20 protein-coding genes are annotated in these 20,125 nt (G+C 68.0%); 7 read left to right on the top strand and 13 right to left on the bottom strand.

Annotation, left to right across the window (positions count from 1 at the left end):
• The first annotated feature begins 41 nt into the window (after positions 1 to 41).
• Positions 42 to 719, top strand: coding sequence for a DUF6901 family protein (locus PotMrB4_RS15580; protein ID WP_172433844.1), 678 nt, complete (start codon positions 42 to 44; stop codon positions 717 to 719).
• Here PotMrB4_RS15580 and PotMrB4_RS15585 read toward each other — a convergent pair.
• The 5 genes from PotMrB4_RS15585 to PotMrB4_RS15605 all read right to left on the bottom strand — a co-directional run bounded on the left by PotMrB4_RS15585 (position 704) and on the right by PotMrB4_RS15605 (position 4,247).
• Positions 704 to 2,038, bottom strand: coding sequence for an ATP-binding protein (locus PotMrB4_RS15585; RefSeq protein WP_044399442.1), 1,335 nt, complete (start codon positions 2,036 to 2,038; stop codon positions 704 to 706). The genes PotMrB4_RS15580 and PotMrB4_RS15585 overlap by 16 nt on opposite strands.
• 1 nt (position 2,039) lies before the next feature.
• The gene (locus PotMrB4_RS15590) at positions 2,040 to 2,642 is read right to left on the bottom strand and encodes a chemotaxis protein CheC (protein WP_139233677.1); all 603 of its coding nucleotides are present in this window, start codon (positions 2,640 to 2,642) and stop codon (positions 2,040 to 2,042) included.
• Positions 2,642 to 3,001: a response regulator gene (locus PotMrB4_RS15595; protein WP_074972160.1), complete on the bottom strand. Its 360-nt coding sequence runs from the start codon at positions 2,999 to 3,001 to the stop codon at positions 2,642 to 2,644. Before PotMrB4_RS15595 ends, PotMrB4_RS15590 begins: the two co-directional genes overlap by 1 nt.
• Before the next feature lie 144 nt (positions 3,002 to 3,145).
• Positions 3,146 to 3,535, bottom strand: coding sequence for a nuclear transport factor 2 family protein (locus PotMrB4_RS15600; protein ID WP_074972158.1), 390 nt, complete (start codon positions 3,533 to 3,535; stop codon positions 3,146 to 3,148).
• Between the two features lie 10 nt (positions 3,536 to 3,545).
• Positions 3,546 to 4,247, bottom strand: a complete 702-nt coding sequence (locus PotMrB4_RS15605) for a DsbA family protein (RefSeq protein WP_172433845.1) — start codon at positions 4,245 to 4,247, stop codon at positions 3,546 to 3,548.
• 232 nt (positions 4,248 to 4,479) lie between these two features.
• Between PotMrB4_RS15605 and PotMrB4_RS15610 the strand changes: the two genes are divergently transcribed.
• Positions 4,480 to 5,034, top strand: coding sequence for a hypothetical protein (locus tag PotMrB4_RS15610; protein ID WP_044399465.1), 555 nt, complete (start codon positions 4,480 to 4,482; stop codon positions 5,032 to 5,034).
• Positions 5,035 to 5,104: 70 nt separating this feature from the next.
• Here PotMrB4_RS15610 and PotMrB4_RS15615 read toward each other — a convergent pair whose 3' ends face one another.
• From PotMrB4_RS15615 to PotMrB4_RS15630, 4 genes are all read right to left on the bottom strand, one after another.
• A complete protein-coding gene (locus PotMrB4_RS15615; protein WP_044399468.1) occupies positions 5,105 to 5,413 on the bottom strand; it encodes a YgaP family membrane protein in 309 nt (102 codons plus the stop codon).
• Positions 5,414 to 5,544: 131 nt separating this feature from the next.
• Positions 5,545 to 5,796 carry a hypothetical protein gene (locus PotMrB4_RS15620; RefSeq protein WP_172433846.1) on the bottom strand — a complete coding sequence of 84 codons (252 nt, stop codon included), beginning with the start codon at positions 5,794 to 5,796 and terminating at the stop codon, positions 5,545 to 5,547.
• Between the two features lie 151 nt (positions 5,797 to 5,947).
• Positions 5,948 to 8,026: an LTA synthase family protein gene (locus tag PotMrB4_RS15625; protein ID WP_394353997.1), complete on the bottom strand. Its 2,079-nt coding sequence runs from the start codon at positions 8,024 to 8,026 to the stop codon at positions 5,948 to 5,950.
• A gap of 249 nt (positions 8,027 to 8,275) precedes the next feature.
• Positions 8,276 to 8,992 carry a lipoate--protein ligase family protein gene (locus tag PotMrB4_RS15630; RefSeq protein WP_172433848.1) on the bottom strand — a complete coding sequence of 239 codons (717 nt, stop codon included), beginning with the start codon at positions 8,990 to 8,992 and terminating at the stop codon, positions 8,276 to 8,278.
• Between the two features lie 230 nt (positions 8,993 to 9,222).
• Between PotMrB4_RS15630 and PotMrB4_RS15635 the strand changes: the two genes are divergently transcribed.
• The 3 genes from PotMrB4_RS15635 to PotMrB4_RS15645 are packed head-to-tail and all read left to right on the top strand — an operon-like array spanning position 9,223 to position 12,298.
• The gene (locus PotMrB4_RS15635) at positions 9,223 to 10,401 is read left to right on the top strand and encodes an HPP family protein (RefSeq protein WP_172433849.1); all 1,179 of its coding nucleotides are present in this window, start codon (positions 9,223 to 9,225) and stop codon (positions 10,399 to 10,401) included.
• Positions 10,402 to 10,461: 60 nt separating this feature from the next.
• Positions 10,462 to 11,418 (top strand): LysR substrate-binding domain-containing protein, encoded by a 957-nt coding sequence (locus tag PotMrB4_RS15640; RefSeq protein ID WP_172433850.1) that lies wholly within the window; start codon positions 10,462 to 10,464, stop codon positions 11,416 to 11,418.
• Positions 11,411 to 12,298: a LysR substrate-binding domain-containing protein gene (locus tag PotMrB4_RS15645; protein ID WP_172433851.1), complete on the top strand. Its 888-nt coding sequence runs from the start codon at positions 11,411 to 11,413 to the stop codon at positions 12,296 to 12,298. The genes PotMrB4_RS15640 and PotMrB4_RS15645 overlap by 8 nt, the downstream gene beginning before the upstream one ends.
• A gap of 67 nt (positions 12,299 to 12,365) precedes the next feature.
• Here PotMrB4_RS15645 and PotMrB4_RS15650 read toward each other — a convergent pair whose 3' ends face one another.
• The 4 genes from PotMrB4_RS15650 to fae form a co-directional block, all read right to left on the bottom strand.
• Complete coding sequence (locus PotMrB4_RS15650) at positions 12,366 to 13,715, bottom strand: MFS transporter (protein ID WP_172433852.1); 1,350 nt, start codon at positions 13,713 to 13,715, stop codon at positions 12,366 to 12,368.
• Between the two features lie 76 nt (positions 13,716 to 13,791).
• Positions 13,792 to 15,225 (bottom strand): NAD-dependent succinate-semialdehyde dehydrogenase, encoded by a 1,434-nt coding sequence (locus tag PotMrB4_RS15655; protein WP_172433853.1) that lies wholly within the window; start codon positions 15,223 to 15,225, stop codon positions 13,792 to 13,794.
• Positions 15,222 to 16,256 (bottom strand): aldo/keto reductase, encoded by a 1,035-nt coding sequence (locus PotMrB4_RS15660; protein WP_107329226.1) that lies wholly within the window; start codon positions 16,254 to 16,256, stop codon positions 15,222 to 15,224. The genes PotMrB4_RS15655 and PotMrB4_RS15660 overlap by 4 nt, the downstream gene beginning before the upstream one ends.
• 10 nt (positions 16,257 to 16,266) lie before the next feature.
• The gene (gene fae / locus PotMrB4_RS15665) at positions 16,267 to 16,779 is read right to left on the bottom strand and encodes a formaldehyde-activating enzyme (protein ID WP_111264109.1); all 513 of its coding nucleotides are present in this window, start codon (positions 16,777 to 16,779) and stop codon (positions 16,267 to 16,269) included.
• A gap of 423 nt (positions 16,780 to 17,202) precedes the next feature.
• Between fae and PotMrB4_RS15670 the strand changes: the two genes are divergently transcribed.
• Together PotMrB4_RS15670 and aldA are read left to right on the top strand one after the other, a co-directional pair.
• Positions 17,203 to 18,534 carry an OprD family porin gene (locus PotMrB4_RS15670; protein ID WP_172433854.1) on the top strand — a complete coding sequence of 444 codons (1,332 nt, stop codon included), beginning with the start codon at positions 17,203 to 17,205 and terminating at the stop codon, positions 18,532 to 18,534.
• A 90-nt stretch (positions 18,535 to 18,624) separates the two neighbouring features.
• Complete coding sequence (gene aldA, locus PotMrB4_RS15675; RefSeq protein WP_172433855.1) at positions 18,625 to 20,049, top strand: aldehyde dehydrogenase; 1,425 nt, start codon at positions 18,625 to 18,627, stop codon at positions 20,047 to 20,049.
• The last annotated feature ends 76 nt before the right edge of the window (positions 20,050 to 20,125 follow it).

Genomic DNA, 20,125 nt, shown 5'->3' on the forward strand with positions numbered 1-20,125 from the left:
ACTGTCACTTCGTCGGAAACCGTTTCACGCCGGGAGGTCCCATGCACGCGACGAATTCCCTAGCGCACTACCACCTGACGTTCGAGGACGGTGCTGAAGTGTCGCTGGAGGCGCCCTCCCCCCAGCCGGACCCCGCCCCGGAATGGGCGCGGCTGGAGCATTGCCAGTGCCGCAACTGCCCCCTGCGTGCCGAGGTCACCCCCTACTGCCCCTTCGCCCTGGCCCTGACGGGCCCCTTGCGTGTGCTGGAGGGAAGGCGCTCGTTCGACATGGTGAAAGTGAGCATAGACTGGCACGGCCGCCACCTGGAGCAGGTGACCTCACTGCAGCGGGTGCTCAGCTCGCTGATCGGCCTGATCGGTGCAACCTCGGGATGCCCGCGCACCCGGCTGCTGGCCCCGATGGCGCACTTCCACCAGCCCTTCAGCGGTGCTGGGGAGACCCTGTTCCGGGCCTTGGGCACCTATTTCATCGGGCAGTACCTGCGTCAGCGGCATGGATTGAGCGCGAACTACGACATCGACGGCCTGCTGGCGATGTACCGGGCCCTGCGCGAGGTGAACCTGGGATTGGCCGAGCGCCTGCGTTCCGCCAGTCGCGCGGAACAGAGCGTCAATGGCCTGGTCCTGCTGGATGTGCTGGCGGCCGAAACCCTGGAGAACCTGCAATCACCGGAGGAGATGCTGGGCGAGCTGTTCGCGCCCTACCTGGAGACCTGAGGCGAGGCCGGCAGCTCACCGGGCGGCTGGCGCACCGGTAGCACGACGCGGAAGCAGGCCCCGCCCTCGGCAGGCGACGTCACGCTGAGCGTGCCGTGGTGGCGCTCGATGATGTTGTAGGAAACCGACAACCCGAGCCCAGTGCCCTTCCCCACCGGCTTGGTGGTGAAGAAGGGTTCGAAGATGCGCCGCCGGAGGTCTTCCGGCACACCGGGTCCATCATCCTGGATGTCGATGAACACCGCGTCGCCCTGGGTGCCGGTGGTGAGGGTGATGGTGCCGTGATCGACGATGGCCTGGGCGGCATTGACGATCAGGTTGAGGAACACCTGATTGATCTGCGAGGCGATGCATTGCACCGGCGGCAGCTGGCCGTAGTGCTTGACCACCTTGGCCTTGAACTTGATCTCGTTCCAGATGACGTTCAGCGTGCTGTCCAGCCCATGGTGCAGGTCGGCCATCTGCCACTCGCCGTTGTCCACGTGGGAGAAATCCCGCAGGTCCTTGACGATGCGCTTGACCCGCTCCAGCCCATCGCAGGACTCGTTGAGCAGGATCGGCGTGTCCTCGCGCAGGAAGTCGTAGTCGGCGGCCTGCTTCAACGCCCGGCACTCGCTCACCAGGGCCGGATCGCCACAGGTCTCGATCTTCGCTTGCAAGCCGTCCACCAGCCCCATGAGCTGCTCCAGGTAACCGCGCAGGCTGTTGAGGTTCGAATAGACGAAGCCCACCGGGTTGTTGATCTCGTGGGCCACACCGGCGGCAAGCTGGCCGATGGCGGCCATCTTCTCCGATTGCAGCAGTTGCGCCTGGGCCTCTTCCAGGCGGCGGATCAACTGCGCCTGCTGCTCCTTCTCCACTTCCAGCAGGGCATTGAGGCGCTCCAGGTCCTGCTGGCGGGCGGCGGTGTCGGTGGCATCGGCAACGGTGATGCACACCGCCGCCGGTTCGCCCTGCTCGTTCTCCAAGGGGAAGAAGGTGCAGTTCTGGTACATGCTCGACAGCTGGCTGGTGATCGGCCGGGTGCCGCCGAAGGGGAACAGGTGCGGGCGCTGCTGCCAGGTGGTGAAGGCCAGGTTGCGCAGGGTCAGTACCCCGCGCACCTTCTGCCGCAACCAGCGCTCGGGCAGCTCGGGAAACAGCTCGAACAGCGAGCGTCCGACCGCATCCTCCGGCATGCGCCCACCGTGGATGACCATGAAGCGGTTCCAGAACAGCACGCGGCAATCCGCGTCCACCACCAGCACCCCCAGGTTGATGTTCTCCAGCACGGTTTCCAGCACCGAGGAGGACGGACCCGGGGAGCCTGGGGCGCTCATGTCACAGCTCACTCAGCAACCGGTCGATGACCGCCAGCACGCTGCCCACCGTCTCCTCGGCGATGCACAGCAGCAGGTCACAGCTGAATTCGCAGGCCTCGACCTCGAAGCGGATCTCCATGATCAGCGCCCGATGGTCCTGCAGGGACTTGGCGCCCAAGGCGTCCTGAAAGGACGCATGGCGAGAGAACACCGAGGGGGCGCCATAGCTCACCGGGATCTCGAACTGCTGCGCGAGGCTGTTGATGCAGGCGCCACTGAGGATGTTGGTGACATCCAGCATCAGCTCCTCGCGCTGCTGGGTGTCGTGCTCGTCATAGCCCATCAGGTCGGCGAGCTGGTCGGCACCGTGGCAGCCGAAGCAGACGAACGCCTCGCCGCGCATCTGCCCGAGAAAGGACTGGCGGGTGACGTCCACCACCTGGCAGCCGCCCAGCTCTTCCGGCACCTGGGCATCGCTGAGGCTGAAGGCGCTGTGGATGCGCGGCACCGAGAGCACCACAAAGGTGTCGGTCAAGCGTGCCAACTGGTCGGCGGCCTGTCCCATGGCCACGTTCATCAGCTCCTGCAGCGCGTCGCGCTGGTCCTCGGTGAGCATGTCCATTACACGACTCCGATTTCATGGAGAACAGCCTGCATCGCTTCGCTGGTGATCGGCTTCTTGATGAAGGCCGCCGCGCCGAGCTCCATCACCCGCTGCCGGGCCAGGGGCTGGATGTCGGCGCTGACCACGATGATGATGGCCTCCGCCTCGGACTTGCGCAGGTGCTCCAGGGTTTCGAAACCGTCCATCACCGGCATGGTCAGGTCGAGGAAGATGATCTCCGCCTGGCCGGCCTCGTAGGCGGCGAGCACTTCCTGGCCGTTGGCGGCCTGGCTCACCTCCTCCGTGAGCAGCTCGGGGAGGGCTTTGAGCACCAGCTTGCGGGAGAGGCTGGAATCATCGGCTATCAGGACTTTCATACACGTGCCTCCAGTGGAGAGAGGTCCCTGTGAGTGAGCGTAGTCCAGCGATGTCATTTTGATGGCGTCAATCGTCGGACGGTCAAACCCCTTGCTCGTGAATCCAAGTGTGGCCGGCTTCGACGAATGCGCCACCCCGAGGCGTCAGGCCATGGCCTGGGCCACCCGCAAGGTGTCGGTGAACTGCTCGAAGGCCGTGATGCGGCCGCCTTCGAGTTGCCAGTGGTGGGCCACACGCGCCGCCATGGCCTTGCCGGTGGTGCGGTGCACGCCCCGGTAGGTGCCGATGCCGACGATGCTGGCACCGCCATCCACCAGGGCATCCAGTTCGAAGCGGTAACCTTCCCAGTCCCGCGCCAGCACGCTGAACACCTGGGCCACCACCTCCTCTGGGCCGACCCAGGTGCCAGCACAGGGGAAGCCGTCCATCTCGGTCCAACGCACATTGGACGCGACCTCTGCCAGCATGCCGGCCAGGTCGCCGCGTGCCGAAGCCTCGTAGTGGTCGGCAATGATCTGCAGGTTGCTCTTCATCGTTCTCACCTCACACGCAACCGTCGAGCCCGCAGCTCGGGCCATCTACCGCCTCGGCGACCGAGGCAGCCCCCTGCGCCTGGAGACGCTGGGCCAGCCACGCACGCCACTGGGCCGGCTGGCCGAGGAAGGCCGAGGCATCCACCCGCTCGAAGCGGCCGTCCACTTCCAGCAGGAAGGACGGGAACCCGCTCAACCCATGGCGCGCCATCTGGCGACGGGTTTCGCTGATGTGCCCGGCCACGTCATGGGCCAGCGCCTGGTCGAGGGCGCTGCGGAACGCTTCCGGCTCCAGGCCGAGTTCAGCCGCCAGGGCCACCAGCACCGCCGCCTCGGCAATGCGTCGTCCCTCGCCGTAGTGGGCCACTTGCAGCCGCGCGAGCATGTCCAGGCCCTTGCCTGCCAGGGTGTCGGCCGCCAGCACGGCAGCGATGGCCGGCAGCGAGTCGAACACCGCCTCCGGGTCCCGCAGAAGCCCGTCCAGGTAGGCGTCGCCGAATACCTGGCCGGTCATCTGGGCGATGCGGCGGTCATGGGGCAGCACATGGCCCCGCCATTGCTCGCCGCCGTGCTGGCGGGCCGGGCCGGCGAGCATGCCGCCGCCGTGGGCGCGCACCGGCAGCACCGCGCGGGCAGCCGCCACCAGGGGCGCGGCGCCGTAGCACCAGCCGCAGAACGGGTCATGGAAGTAATGCAGGGTGGCAGTGGCCATGGGCACCTCCGAGATCGGGAAAGACGGCCTTCTGGCCGGGGTGCGCCACTGTATTGGCTCTGCTTCGGTAGATAAAACCCGAAAGGATCAAATGATTGTTGCAGCCACCGATCAGGTGCAGCCTCTGTTCCCGGTATCGGCGAGGCTGTCACAGCGCGTGCACCTGGCTGTCATGTGGCCGTCACAGGACTCGGGCAGATTCGCGTCTCACCATTACCGGGGAGGAACCGCAATGCCCAACACCAAGACCTTCATCCGCAGCTTCAGCCTGGCCCTGGTGGCCGCGGCGCTCGGCGCCTGCGCCACCCAGCCGGCCGCGCCGGCCAAGGTGGAGGCCCTGAACAACGAGGACTGGTACCAGATCCGTACCGAGAAGGAACTGTTCGTCTTCGACGACTACGCCACCTACCGCAACTACGTCGCCAACGGCGCCGCCCCCGTGCGCAAGGACACCGGCAAGCAGGACGGTTTCGGTCGCGAGATCATCCTGGTGCTCAAGGCCGAGGACCAGGGCAAGGAAGCCAAGACCAGCGCCCAGCGTTTCCTGGATGTCAGCCTGCCGCCGGCCCAGCCCTTCTACGGCGAGCTGCGCGACGAAGACGGCATCATCTACGTGTTCAGCCGCTACGGCGACATGATGGACATGTACAAGATCGGCGAGCCCACCTTCAGCTACGTCGACATCGGCGGCGGCCCCGATGGCCAGCGCGTGGTGTACGTGCTGATCAAGGAAGAGCCCAAGCCCGAGAAGCTGATCGCCCAGTTCCGCCGCAACTACGGCAAGTAAGCACCCGCCAGAGGTGTAACGGCAGCGCCCTGGCGCTGCCGTTTTCTTTTCCGGCCCTGGGGGGCCGCCATCACCCTTTCGCTTGTGCCTTCTCCCAGGCTGCCAGCTTGCCGGCGGCTTCCTCGATGCGAGCCCGCAGTGCCTCCAGCTCTGAATGGCGCTCGGCGATCACCCGCTTGACCGGGCAGTGACCGCTCAGGCCCCGCGCCAGCACCACGGAGCCCAGGGCGGCGCGCAACCAGCCTGCCGGCCCACCCCGGTGCACGCCGGAACCCAGCATGGCCACGCCGGTGCCGATGCAGAACATCCGCTCCCAGCCCTGCACGTTGCCGGCATCAGGGGTGGCGGTATCACGGGATTGCGGCTCGAAAGCGACCATGGTCGATCCTCCTGGCCCGGGCAAAGTCATGCCGGGCAGTTGTCCAGACAGGCAGCACCGGCGAATCCGGCGCCCTCCTTCTCAACGACCGCCCGAAGCCCGTTCCGGTTCAGGCAACGGGACGAAGCGCCTCAGCCGAGGCGCATGCCCTGGTCCAGGCTGCGGTCCACCAGCCAGCGGCCGTGGGCGATGGATGCGCGGCGGGCGCTGTCCTCCTCGGCCAGGAAGGCGGCATCGGCGGGGAGCGGAATGCGTCGGGTGCGGTGGCCGTCCGGCGCGGTGATGTGCACCCCGCCGGCCCAGGGGGTGGGAATGCCGGGGTGCTCGATCAGGTGGGCGGTGATCACATGGTCACGGTAGGTGCAGCGGTTGCTGGCGTTCATGGCGCGGCCTCCTCTGGAGCGGAAGGCCCGGTGGAGCCTTCCCGGTGGGTCCGGCGCCGGGTGGACGCCGGACCTTCACCTTAGGCCCGCCCGCGCGCTGAACGCGCGGCAACCGACGAAGCGCACAGGCAGGTCGTTTGGCAACGGCCGGCTAGCGCTTCGGGTCCTCCAGGCCGGCGGTATCGCCCTGCAGGCTCTTGGTGGCCACTTGCAGGAAGGCTTCCAGGCGCTCGCTCAGGGCCTTGACCGCTGCCGGGTCCTCGATGCGGCCGGTACTCTGGCCTTCGCTGTTGAGCTGATAGCGGAACAGCTGCGGCTCACCACCACGGGGCTGCATCAGCACGCGGTCGCCGCTGACGATGGCCACGGTCTGGTCGCTGCCGGAGGGCTTGATCACACCGAAGCCCTTGTCCTCCGGCGCCAGGCTGAGCAGGTCGCGGCCCCAGCACTGGTGGCGGGTCTCGCCCCCCAGCCGGCCCATGATGGTGGGCACGATGTCGATCTGGCTGCCCACCACGTCGGTGCGCGCGCCGAATTTCTCCTGGATGCCGGGGCCGATCAGCAGCAGCGGCACGTTGAAGCGGTACAGGTCGATATCGGTGAGCTGCTCGGGCGCGCCGAAACCATGGTCGCCCACCACCACGAACAGGGTGTCCTTGTAGTACGGCGACTGCTTGGCCTTCTCAAAGAACTGCCCCAGGGCCCAGTCGGAGTAACGCATGGCCGTCAGGTGCTCGTCATTGGAGCCGAAGCCGGTCACAGCCGGTACCGGCAGCGGGTTGGGCAGCGCATAGGGCGTGTGGTTGGAGAGGGTCTGCAGCAGCGCGTAGAAGGGCTTCTTGCCGTAGTTGTCACGCAGCTCCTGGGCGGCGCGGTCGAACATGTCCTGGTCGGAGGCGCCCCAGGTGGGGTCGAACACCACCGGGTTGACGAAGTCATTGCGCCCGATGAAGTTGCGCATGCCCTGGTTGCCGAAGAACCCCATCTGGTTGTCCCAGCCGAAATCACCGTTGTAGACGTAGAGGTCGTCGTACTGGCGGGCGCTCAGCAGCTGCGGCAGGCCGGTGAATTTGTGGGTCCCCTCCTGCTGCTCCATCAGGTATTCGTAGCCCGGCAGGTTGGGGAAGCAGGCCATGGTGGCGAACATGCCCTGGTGGGTGTGGGTGCCGTTGGAGAAGAAGCGGGTGAACAGCAGCCCTTCCTTGCTCAGGCGGTCGAAGTTCGGGGTGATGTCGCCCTTGCCGCCCAGCGCGCCGACATAGTGGCCGGCGAAGCTCTCCATCAGGATCACCACCACGTTGCGGATCGGCAGGGTGCGCTCGGCCTCGGGCGTCAGCACACGACGCACGGCAGCGGTGGCCGGGTCCACCAGGCGATCCTGCGGGGTCAGCAGCATCTCGCGCACCACCGAGAGCGCCTGCTCATCCGGCAGGGTGGCCTTCCAGACGTTCTCGTTGGTCTCGGAGAAACGCGCCTGGGCGGCGTTGACCAGCATCAGCGTGCCGTTCAGGCCCAACTGGTTGGCGAAGGCCGAATCCGTGGTATTGGCATCCCCCCAGCGCAGCGGCGGGCCCTGGCGCAGGGTGCCACGGGCGGCGACCACGGCCAGCACCAGGCACAGGCCGAACACGCCGACACGTACGTACCAGGGCGCTACCCGGCTGCGCCCGCCCAGGCTGGGCGAGGCCTCAAGCGCGGCACCGGCGGGCCGGGTGGCGCGATCCAGGCGCTTGAACAGCCTGAACAGCAGCCAGGTCACCAAGGCCCACGCCAACAGATAACGCACCACCGGGAAGCCGTACCAGAGCATGCTCATCACGGTCTTCGGGTCCTGGCTCATGTACTGGAACACCAGGCTGTTCAGGCGCTGGTGGAACTCGCGGTAGAAGTCCAGTTCGAGGATGCCGAAGAACAGCGTCAGGCTGGCGAACACCGTCAGCCAGGCCAGGTGCAGCCGGCGCAGCGACATGGCCGTGACGAAGGGGATGGACAGCAGCAGCGGCGCCAGGGCGTAGATGGTCAGGCGCAGGTCGAAACGGAAGCCGTTGATGAAGGCCTCGACGAAGGTCGAGGCCGGGGTGCTGCCGATCAGTTCGCGGTTGTAGATCAGCAAGGCCCCGCGCAGCAGCGTGTAGAGAACCAGGAAGACCAGGCCGGAATAGACGGTGAAGGCCAGGTGACTGCGCAGCGTGGGGCGATACGGCCCGATCGGGCTACGGCTTGAACTCATGGGGGCGGTGTCCATCCATCGAGAGAATGCGAACGGGCCCGGCGGGTTGGGTGAAGGCGTCACGCGCAGTGGCTGGCAGGAACCCATGCGGCGCCGTCCTGGCGGTTGTAGCGGATGCTCCGAGCGGGTCCGGCACAGCGGCGGCGGGTGCGGCGCCTTCAGGCAGCCTGCAGTGCGGGCACTGGGGAGCGGCGATGATAGTGCCTACCCGGTGGGGGCTGGGAAGGCCCTGAAGCAACTTTTTTCACATCAGGCTTCCGGCAGGGCAACTCCGCCTTCCGCCAGCGTCCGCCGCATACCGGGCAACAAGGTCGACAGGGCATCCCAGGGACGCTCCAGCTGTTCGGCCAAACCCACGTGGCTTGCGGCCTCGCAGCGATCCGGCAGGCCACACCCCGCATAGAAGGCATTGACCACTGCCACCATCGCTTCACGCTCGTCCTCCACCAGCATCGCCCCATGCACCAGCACCACGTGGCGCCCGTCCTGGCTGCGGCGGCGCCAGCGCTGGGCCGTGCCCACCAGCTTGCGCGGGCCCAGCCGCACGTTGTAGCGCCCGTCGCAGAAGGCCCCGGGCACCTCGCCGATGCCCGGCTCCAGCCCCTGCCCCGCCAGCCAGTCACACAAGGGGCGGCACAGGCGCAGGTAGGCGGTCTCGATCCGGGTCAGCTCGCTCTCCCCGGTCGGCACCGCATAGGCCAGGGCGATGTTCAGCACGCCAGGTGACTGCGGCACCGGCTCGCCGCCGGTATCCCGCAGCGAGACCGGCCAGTCCAGCGCCTCGCAGCGCGCCCGCGCCACTTCGAAGCCCGGCAGACGACTCATGCGCGCGGGCATCACCAGGGCACGGTCCAACGGCCGCCAGAGCAGTACGCCCGCGTCCCGTTCCCCTCGGTGCACCTGCTCCAGCAGCGCACGCTCCGCTGCCAACCCCGCCTCCACGTCAAGCCGCCGCATCACGCCCATCCTCTACCTGGTTCGCATCGCATGCTACGCCGCCACGGCTCGCCTTGCCGGGCATTTGAATTCAAAAAAATTGCACTCAAGCTGCAATAACATTCATTGGCAGCGATGGATCACGCCCCCGTAGGATGCGCCCCGTTCGCCTCGTCGCGCTCCGGCGAGGCCACCGATCCCGCGCACGCAGTGGGACTTCCCTGGGGGCCGCTCCGGCCCCCTTTTTTACGAGACTCGTCATGCCCCCGGAAAGTCGCTGGCGCCGCTGGTCCAGGCGCCTCGCCCCCGTCCCCCGTACCGCACCACCCACCGAATGGCTGCGCGCCTCCCTTGGCGCCTGCGTCGGCCTCGCCCTGTGCTGCCTGGTCACCAGCCACCTGTTCAGCCTCGACGTCACCCTGCGCCTGGCCGCGCCCCTGGGCGCCAGCTCGCTGCTGCTGTTCGCCGTCTCCAGCAGCCCCCTGGCCCAGCCCTGGTCGGTGCTGCTCGGCAACCTGGTGGCGGCCCTGGTGGGCACCGCTTGCGGCCTGTGGATCGACCACACGGTGCTGGCCGCCACCCTGAGCATGGCCTTCACCGTCCTGGCCATGTACAGCCTGCGCTGCCTGCACCCGCCGGGCACCGCCCTGGCGGTGGCCGTGGCCCTGGGCGGCCCGGCATTCGAAGCCCTGGGCTTCGGCGTGGCCTGGCCGGTGCTGATGGGCTCGGCGGTGCTGATCATCAGCGCCCTGGCCTACAACCGCCTGACCCGCGGCGCCCTGGTCAACGCCCCGGCGCAACCGCGCAACGACAGCCACCTCACGGACGACCCGCTGCCCAGCGAGCGGGCCGGCTTCGCCGAAGCCGACCTCGACCAGGCCCTGGCGGACTTCGGCGAGTTCGTCGACATCACCCGCGACGACCTCGAACGCCTGCTGCGCCAGACCGAACGGGTCGCCCTGCGGCGCGGCATGGGCCGGGTCACGGCCGAACACATCATGTCCCGCGACCTGCGCACCCTGTCCCCCGACGCGAGCCTCGCCGACGCCTGGAAGCTGTTCCGCCAGCACCGCATCAAGCTGCTGCCGGTGCTGGACGCCGACGGCACCCTGGTGGGCGTGGTCACCCCCACCGACCTGCTGCACCACGGCCATCGCGACCCATCCGTCTCGCTGCTCGCCCGCCTGCGCCCGCAGCAGGTACGCGTGCGCCAGCTGATGACGCGGGAGGTGCGCAGCGTGCGCCCCGACACCGACATCGGCGCCCTGGTCTCCCTGCTCTCCGACCAGGGCCTGCACGGCCTGCCCGTGCAGGACGAACAAGGCCGACTGGTGGGCCTGGTGACCCAGAGCGACCTCATCGGCGGGCTCTACCGGCACTGGTTGAAGGATGCGACCCCGGCGCCGCTCGGCGCCCCCGCCCTGCAACGCGCGGTGTGATGCGGACCGGCCCCGACCTGGCATATGCTCCGGGGCCTTTCCCTGAAGGCGGGCCTGGTCATGAAGCGCAGACTCCCTCCACTGAATGCCCTGAAGGCATTCGAAACCGCCGGTCACACCGGCAGCTTCACCCGCGCGGCCGAGCTGCTGAACGTCACCCAGAGTGCCGTCAGCCGGCAGGTGCGCCAGCTTGAAGAGCAGATGGGCGAGACCCTGCTCATCCGCCGCCACCACCACCTGGAGCTGACCCGCGCCGGACGCAAGCTGCTGGACGCCCTGAACCAGTCGTTCGACCGCATCGAGGTGGCCGTTCGCGCCATCCAGCAGAAGAGCCACCTCAACCGATTGCGCATCAACGCGCCGCCCACCTTCACCCGCCGCTGGCTGCTGCCACGCCTCGGACGCCTGCGGGCGCAGCACCCGGAGCTGGAGCTGAGCATCACCACCCGCCTGCAGGACAGCCTGGCCGAGACCGGCACCCTGGACTGCGCCATCCGCTTCGGCGATGGCGAGTGGGCGCAACTGGAAGCCACCCTGCTGATGCAGGAGCGGCACATCGCCGTCTGTGCGCCGAACCTCCTGGCCAGGCTGGGCAACCAGAACGGTGTCCCGGACCTCAACGGCATGCCCCTGCTGCATGTGCTGGCCAGCGAAGAGCGGCGCTACCAGACCTGGCAGCACTGGCTGGACGCCGCCGGCATCCGGGGCATTGATACCCGCGAGGGCTACGAGTTCGACCTGCTGGACCTGGCCATCGGCGCCGCGCTCGATGGCCTCGGCATCACCATCGCCGACTGGCACATGGTCCAGCGGGAGCTGGCCTCCGGCCAATTGACGCAACTGCTCAACGTGCACGTCGAGGGCCATCAGTCCTACTGGCTGGTGACACGCCCCGAGCTGAGCGACTCCCCGGCCCTGCAGGTGTTCCGGACCTGGCTGCAACAGGAGCTCTGGCTTTCGGCCCGTCACCTGGAGCCCTCGCTGGCCGCCAGCGAGGGGGAGCCCCAGCATGCGTGAACTGCCTTCGCTGAATGCCCTGAGGGTCTTCGAGGAAGTCGCCCGCCACCGCAGCTTCGGCCGCGCCGCGAACGCCCTGAATGTCACCCAGGGCGCCGTGAGCCGGCAGATCCGGCAACTGGAGGACTACCTGGGCGTGGGCCTGTTCACCCGCTCCCCCCAGGGCCTGACCCTGACCTCGGCCGGCGCAGCCCTGGTGCCCGGGTTGACCGAAGCCTTCGACCGCATGCAGAAGGCGCTGGCGGAGGTGCGCGCGCCCAACCTGCGCCAGCGCCTGCGCATCCACGCGCCCCCCACCTACGCCACCCGCTGGCTCTCGCCCCGGCTGAAGGGGTTCACCCGGCGCTACCCGCACATCGCCCTGAACGTACGCAACGACGCGGGCCCCGACAGCCAGAGCGAGATCGACTGCCGCATCCGCTTCGGCCAGGCGCCGGCAGCGGGCTGGCAGAGTCACCTGCTGGTGCTGGAGCGTCACCTGGCGGTGGCCGCCCCGGAACTGTTCGAGCACGGCAGGCCGCCAGTGCTGGGCGAGCACCCGCTGCTGCACATCCTCCACGAGGGCAAGCACCTGCAGGTCTGGGAGAACTGGCTGGAGGCCACGGGTTGCGAAGCTGTCGACCCCAGCCAGGGGCTGGAATTCAGCACCCTCGACCAGGTGATCCATGCCGCCCTGGCCGGCGGCGGGCTGGCGGTCATCGACCGGCAGATGATCGAGCACGAACTGGCCACCGGGCAGTTGCTGCCCATCAGCCCGGTGGAGGTGGAAGGCCCCTACGGCTACTGGCTGGACGTGCCCGCGAGCAGCCAGGGGCTGTCCAAGGTGAGCGTGTTCTGCGAGTGGATCGAGGCACAGAGCACCACCCACGCCCCGGGCTGAAGCCCGGGCTACGGTATGGACCGGTTCCGTAGCCCGGCCTTCAGTCCGGGTGCTCGGCTCAAGGCCGCTATGCGGTCTTTGCCACACGCCCGAGCGTGCCGCCCTCCTCGTCCGGCGCACCGGCCTCCGCCAGGGACAGGGCCTTGGTTTCCGGCGCCCAGGCCATGGAGACCAGGGCACCGAACACCAGCACCCCGGCCAGCAACGCCATGGTGGCGTTGAGGCCGATGCCCGCCACGCTCACCGGCAACAGGAAGGTGCTGATGGCCGAGCCCAGGCGGCTGGCCGCCGTGGCCAGGCCGACACCGCTGGCGCGCACCTCGGTGGGGAAGCTTTCCGCCGGGAACACCCCCACCAGGTTGCTGACTGCCGACAACACCAGGGTGAACAGCCCGAACAGCAGCACCAGCGCCCAGGCCGTGCTGCCGGGCAGGACCGCCAGCAGGAGCAGCGTCAGGGCCAGGAGCCAGAACGAGCCGATGAGGAAGCCGCGCCGGGAGAACTTCAGCGTGCAGCCGATGCCCGCCACGGCACCCAGCACCAGCAGGGCGTTGAGCATCATCTCGGTGCCCATGCCCTCGGCCAGCCCCATCTTCGCCAGGATGGTCGGCAGGAAGGTGTAGATGGCGAAGTACGGCATCACGATGCAGATGAAGAACAGGCAGTTGAAGGCCGTGCGGGTGCGGTACTCGCGGCTGAACAGCACCGCGTAGCCGCTGCGGTTGCGCTGGGGACGCTCGTCGTCCAGCACCACGTTGGCCCCGATGTGCTTGCGCACGATGGCCCGCGCCTCTTCCACCCGGCCCCGGTTCACCAGCCAGCGAGGCGACTCCGGGGTACCGATGCGGGCGATGAGGATGATGGCCGCCGGAATCGCCGAGGACGCCAGCATCCAGCGCCAGGCGTCATCTCCCAGGCTCAGCATGGCGGTGCCGATGAAGGTGGCGGCGACATAGCCGAAGGTCCAGATCACGCTGAACGACCCCAGCAGCACCCCGCGATGCTTCCTCGGCGCGAACTCCGCCAGCAAGGTATGCCCGACGCTGTAGTCACCGCCCAGGCCGATGCCGATCAGCACCCGCAGGAGGAACAGCTGCAACGCCGTCTCGGCATGGAACTGCAGCACCGAGGCCAGGGTGATCAGCACGAAACTGACGACGAAGATCTTCTGCCGGCCGACGTAATCGGATATCCAGCCGAAGAACAGGCTGCCGAGGAACAGGCCGATCAGTGCCGAGGCGCCGATCAGCCCCTGCCAGAACGGGTCGAGCTGCATCTGCGGGCTGATCAGGGTGAAGGCGATGCCGATCAGCCCGAGGATGTAGCCGTCGGTGAAGTGCGCGCCGAAGGTGAGACCGGCGATACGGAGGTGGAAGCGCCCGAGGGGCGCGTCGTCCAGCTTGATGGTGTGTGACATGGTGAGCTCCCGTTTCTTGTTGTTCTCGCCGTGGCGAGTGGTGGGGATGCAAGGGAGGCCGGAGCCTCCCGATGGGCTAGAGGCCACCCATGAGCAGGTACTTGATCTCCAGGTAATCCTCGATGCCGTACTTCGAGCCTTCCCGCCCGAGGCCGGAGGCCTTGATGCCGCCGAAGGGCGCCACCTCGGTGGAGATGATCCCCTCGTTGATGCCGACCATCCCGGCCTCCAGCCCTTCGGCCACGCGCCAGACCCGGCCGATGTCGCGGCTGTAGAAGTAGGCGGAAAGGCCGTAGGGGGTGTCGTTGGCATGGGCCAGCACCTCGGCCTCGTTCTTGAAGCGGAAGCAGGCCGCCACCGGGCCGAAGGTTTCCTCGCGGGCGATGAGCATCTGCGGGGTCGCCTCGACCAGCACGGTCGGTTCGAAGAAGGTGCCGCCCAGGGCATGGCGACGACCGCCGCACAGCAACCGGGCGCCCTTCTCCAGCGCATCGCCCAGGTGCTGCTCGACCTTGGCCAGGGCGGCCGTGTTGATCAGCGGGCCCTGGTCGCTCTCGCCGTCCAGCGCGGCCCCCACGCGCAGGGCGCGCACGGCATCGGCCAGCTTGGCGGTGAAGGCCTCGTAGACCCCTTCCTGGATGTAGAAGCGGTTGACGCAGACGCAGGTCTGCCCGGTGTTGCGGAACTTGGAGGCCATGGCCCCGCGTACCGCCGCGTCCAGGTCGGCGTCGTCGAAGACGATGAAAGGCGCGTTGCCACCCAGCTCCAGGGAGACCTTCTTCAGGGTGTCGGCCGCCTGGCGCATCAGCAGCTTGCCGGTGGCGGTGGAGCCGGTGAACGACAGCTTGCGCACCACCGGTGAAGCCTGCAGCGCGCTGCCGATGGCCGGGGCGTCGCCGGACACGATGTTGAACACCCCGGCGGGAATCCCCGCCTCTTCCGCCAGCACCGCCAGCGCAAAGGCCGACAGCGGCGTCTCTTCGGACGGTTTGAGGATCAGCGTGCAGCCGGCTGCCAGGGCCGGGCCGACCTTGCGGGTGACCATCGCCAGGGGGAAGTTCCAGGGTGTGATGGCGGCGACCACGCCGATGGGCTCCTTGGTGACGACGATGCGGGCATCCGCCTTGTGACTGGGGATGACATCGCCATAGACGCGCCTGGCCTCCTCGGCGAACCACTCAAGGAAGCTCGCCGCATAGACCACCTCGCCCATCGCCTCGGCCAGGGGCTTGCCCTGCTCGCGGCTGAGCAGCTCCGCCAGCTCGCGCTGGTGGGCCAGCATCAGCTCGGCCCAACGTCGCAGCGGCTGGCTGCGGGCCTTGGCGGTCAGCCCGCGCCAGGCCGGCAGCGCCCGTTGAGCGGCGGCGATGGCCTGGTCGGTTTCCGCCACCCCGGCCTTCGCCACCTCGGTGATCAGCGTGCCGTCCGCCGGGTTGCGTACCGGGTAGCGCGGGCCGTCTTCCAACCAGCAGCCATCGATGTAGTGTCCCTTGCGCAGCAGCCGGCTCATGCGGTGGCCTCCTTGAGGGTGAAGGCCGCTCCGGCCGGGCGCGGAACACGCAGGATGCGCTTTCCGGCGGTGTAGTCGTTGATCAGGTCGCAGGGCGTGTAGTTGCGCTCCAGCTCGTGCAGCTCATCCGCATCCAGGCGCGTTTCCAGGGCCGCCAGGGCGCTGTCGAACTGCTCGGTGGAGTCCGCCCCCACCAGCATGCAATCCACCCCCGGGTGATTGAGGACCCAGGCCTGGGCGACCTGGGCGTTGGACACGCCACGCCGCCGCGCCACCCGCTGCACCGAACGGGCGATCTCGAAGGAGGCTTCATCGGCGTACATCTGCTGGGTGAAGAAGTCGGTCTGGTTGCGGGTGGACTGCACATCGCCGGTCAGCAGGCCACGGGCCAGCGGGCTGAACACCGAGACGCCCAGGCCCTGGTCGCGGCAGAACGGGATCATCTCCCGCTCTTCCTCGCGGTAGGCGCAGTTGAGTTGCAGCTGCATGTTGATGGGCCTGACCCAGCCATTGCGCTCGCAGGCCATGAGGATCTTCGCCAGTTGGCCGGTGAGCATGGTGGACACGCCGATGTAGCGCGCCTTGCCGGCTTTGACGATGTCGTGCAGGGCTTCCATCGTCTCTTCCACGGGGGTGTTCACGTCGAAGAAATGCAGCATGTAGAGGTCGACGTGATCCATGCCCAGCCGCGTCAGGGAGGCGTCGATGCTGTCCATGATGTGCTTGCGCGAATGGCCGCTGGCGTTCACGCCCTCGCGGGTGCCGTAGCCCACCTTGGTGGTGACCACGATGTCCTCGCGACGCACCAGGCGCTTGAGGATGCGCCCCACCACCTCCTCGCCGACACCGGCGGAATAGAAGTCCGCCAGGTCGATGAAGTTCACCCCCCTGTCCAGGGCGTGGCGGACGATCGGCTCGCTCTGGCGTTCATCGAAGATCCAGGGTTTCCACTGCGGCGTGCCCATGTTCATGGTGCCGAGGCAGAGCTTGGACACCTGCAGGCCGGACTGGCCGAGACGGACGTACTGCATGGCGGCCTCCTCAGGCTTTCGGGGTGTAGAAGGGGTTGGCGATGGCGCCCACCACGTCGGCCAGCTGGGCCCGGGAGGGCAGCCCGGCCAGCGCCGCCTTCAGCGCCGTGCGGCAGGCGTTGTAGTTGTTGCGGTAGACCGCATCCAGGTCGTCGCAGGCGGGGTTCACCCAGTTGGCGGTGACGATGGCCCATTCGTCCTCGGCCTCCGGCGGCAGGGTGCCGTCCAGCAGGGCCTCGGTGATGGCCTTGGCGATGCCCGCCTGGGAGGCGCCCCAGGTGGCGTTGGCATGCAGGTCGCCGCTGATCTCGGCCTTGTTGACGTACAGGGTCATGGGTTTGACCGGCACGTTGGGCTGGGCGATGACCATGAAGGGGCAATGGCCCTGGCTGGGGGACGCCAGGCTGTTGGCGAAGGCCTGGCCGGCCGGCCCGTTGCGCGGGCCGATCAGCAGGTTGATGTGGGCGGCGTTGACGCCGGGGCCTTCGAAGCCCTCGCCGATGTAGAGGTCGAGCTGTTTCATGGGGATTCCTCGGGGATGCGGAAAAGTCGTGCTTGTGCCCTGGCGCGCCGGGTATCAGGCCGACGCGGGCAGGGGCACGGTGCAGGACGAAGCGCTGGGCTTGCGTGACAGCGGGGGTCGCTCCAACCACTCGACGGTGCCGAGCCGAGTCTTCCCGAACCCGAGAAAGGAAAGGACGTTCATGGTGACGGTGCTCGTTGTAGTTGTTGGATGAGCCAAGCCGGCGAAACCAGCTGCAGCGAGTTGTAGCACCCGCCCGAGCGCCATCAGTAACCACAAAAACTCAAGCGGCCATGACTAAACCTCATGACCAATAACGTGCGTTTTTCGAATACTCATCCCCGAATTTAATCGTTTGTCCGACAACCCACGGCTGACGAACATGGCGCGGCCTCACATAACAATTATTCGAGGATCGCCAACGTGTCATACCTTGCTCGCGCCTCTGCGGCCCTGCCCGCAGCCGGCCTGTTGCTCTGCACCCTCCCCCTGGCCTGCCAGGCCGACGACGCGACCCGCACCGGCTTCGTCGAGGGCAGCTCGCTGCAGCTGATCAACCGCAACTTCTACTTCAACCGGGACTTTCGCAGCCGCAACGACGGCCTGTTCAACGGCCGCGCCCAGAGCTACCGGGAGGAATGGGCCCACGGCGTCCAGGCCTTCTACAGCTCCGGGTTCACCGAAGGCACGCTGGGCGTCGGCCTGGATGCCCACGCGCTGATGGGGTTCAAGCTGGACAGCGGCGGCGGCACCTCCGGCACCAACCTGCTGCCACTGGACAGCCGCAACCACGCCGAGAACCACTACTCGACGGCGGGCGGCGCGCTGAAGCTGCGGGCGTTCGACACCGAGCTCAAGGTCGGCGACCTGTTCCCCATCACCCCGGTGTTCCAGCGCGGCGACGGCCGCCTGCTGCCCCAGAGCTTCCGCGGCGTGTCCGTGGAGAACCACAGCCTCGACGACCTGACCCTGATGGCCGGCCACCTGCACGCGGCGCGCAACAAGGCCAGCAGCAACCATGACGGCGAGATGAGCACCGAATACGGCGCCACACCCTATCGCTCCGCCAGCTACTTCGGCGGCGACTACCGCTTCACCGACGGCACCCTGTTGAGCCTGTACCGGGCGCGCTTCGAGGATGTCTGGGACCAGACCTACCTGAGCCTCGGCAAACGCATCGAGCTGGCCGAGCACCGCAGCCTCGCCCTGGGCGCCAACCTGTATCGCACCCGTGACCAGGGCAGTGCCCGCGCCGGCCGCATCGACACCGACAGCTGGAGCGCCTATGCCCGCCTCACCCTCGGCGCCCACGGTTTCATGCTGGCCTACCAGCGCATCGACGGTGACCAGCCCTTCGACTACCTGGGCGATGGCGACTCCATCTACCTGGCCAACTCGGTGCTGTACTCCGACTTCAACTCGCCCAACGAGCGCTCCTGGCAGGTGCGCTACGACCTGGACCTGGCGCCCTACGGCGTGCCGGGCCTGAGCCTGATGACCCGCTACCTGCGGGGCAGCGGCATCGACAACAGCCGGGTCGACCCCAAGGGCGCCTACGCCTACTACGCCCGCCTGGGCGATGGCGGCCGGCATTGGGAACGGGACATCGAGGTGAAGTACGTGGTCCAGGGCGGCCCCGCCAAGGACCTCTCCATCGCACTCCAGCAGACCATCCACCGCGCCAACTCGGCCCAGGCGGACGGCGACGTGGACCAGGTGCGGATCATCACCCAGTACCCCCTCGACATCTTCTGAAGGTGACCCTGCGCGCTGGAGCGCCGACGCCGCTCCAGCGCGCATGACCCGATGGTTCCTGACAACCGTTTCAAGCCAGGTAAGACAGCCATGCGTACATGCAAGCACTTCATCGGCGGCCAGTTCGTCGACCCGACCGGCGATGCCGACTTCGCCATCCACTCCCCCGCCACCCAGGCACTGGTCGGCCGCGTGCCGGCAGCCTCGGTGGAGGAGGTTCACCACGCCGTGGACCTCGCCGCAGCCGCCCAACCCGGCTGGGCACGCCTGCCCAGCATCCAGCGCGCCGAGCACCTGCGGCGCTTCGCCGATGCGCTGCTGGCCAACGCCGACGCCATCGGCGCGGCGCTGGCGGCCGAATCGGGCAAGAGCCTGGAGGATGCCTGCAACGAGGCCCGCTACGCCGCCGAGATCACCCGCTACCATGCCGAATGGGCCCGCCGCATCGAGGGTGAGGTGATCCCCAGTGACACGCCGGATGAAACCCTTCTGCTGCAGCGCGAACCCATTGGCGTGGTGGCCTGCCTGATCCCGTTCAACTACCCGGTCTACACCCTGCTGCGCAAAGTGGCGCCGGCCCTCATCACCGGCAACGCCGTGGTGGTACGCCCCAGCAACAACACCCCGCTGTCGGCCTTCGAGATCGCCCGCGCGGCGCAACAGGCCGGTTTGCCGGAGGGCGTGTTCAACCTGCTGACCATGGACCACGACACCGCAGCGGCACTCTGCACCCACCCGGCGGTGGGCATGATCACCCTGACCGGCAGCGTGCAGGCCGGTCGCATGGTGCTGGAGTACTGCAAGGCCAACATCGCCAAGCCGTCCCTGGAGCTGGGCGGCAAGACGCCAGCGATCATCGCCGCCGATGCCGACCTGGAACGTGCCGCCGACGATCTGGTGAGCTCCAAGACCACCCACTGCGGGCAACTCTGCACCGCCATCGAACGGGTCTACGTCCACGACAGCGTGCACGACCGCTTCCTCGATCTGCTCAGGGCGCGCATGGCTGCCGTGCGCATCGGCGACCGCGCGCAGGACCCGACGCGCATGGGGCCGCTGGTCAGCGAACGTGCCCGCACGCAGATCCACGGCCTGGTGCAACGGGCCCTGGCTGAGGGCGCGGTGCTGGAAACCGGCGGCTTCATCCCCGAAGGCGCCGGGCACTTCTACCCGGCCACGCTGCTCAGCGGCTGCCACCAGGGCATGGAGATCGTGCGCGAGGAAAGCTTCGGGCCGATCCTCCCGGTGCTTCGCTACCACGACCTGGACGAGGCCATCGCCCTGGCCAACGATCACCAGTTCGGCCTGGCCTCGGTGCTCTACACCGAGGACTACCGCAGCGCCCTGCGGGTGGCCAATGCCATCCAGGCCGGCGAGCTGTACGTCAACCGCACCCCGGCCGACCCCTACCAGGGCTACCACGCGGGCTGGAAGCGCTCCGGGCTCGGCGGCGACGACGGCAAGCACGGGATGCTCGAGTTCACCCAGACCCGCCTGGTGGTCATGAAGTACTGAGCCCAGGCACCGCACCCTGCCTGGCGATCCGCGCCGGGCGACCAACAAGAACAATGATCGAGGCGTGCGCCCTGCG

This window comes from Metapseudomonas otitidis, from assembly GCF_011397855.1.
Lineage (GTDB): Bacteria > Pseudomonadota > Gammaproteobacteria > Pseudomonadales > Pseudomonadaceae > Metapseudomonas > Metapseudomonas otitidis.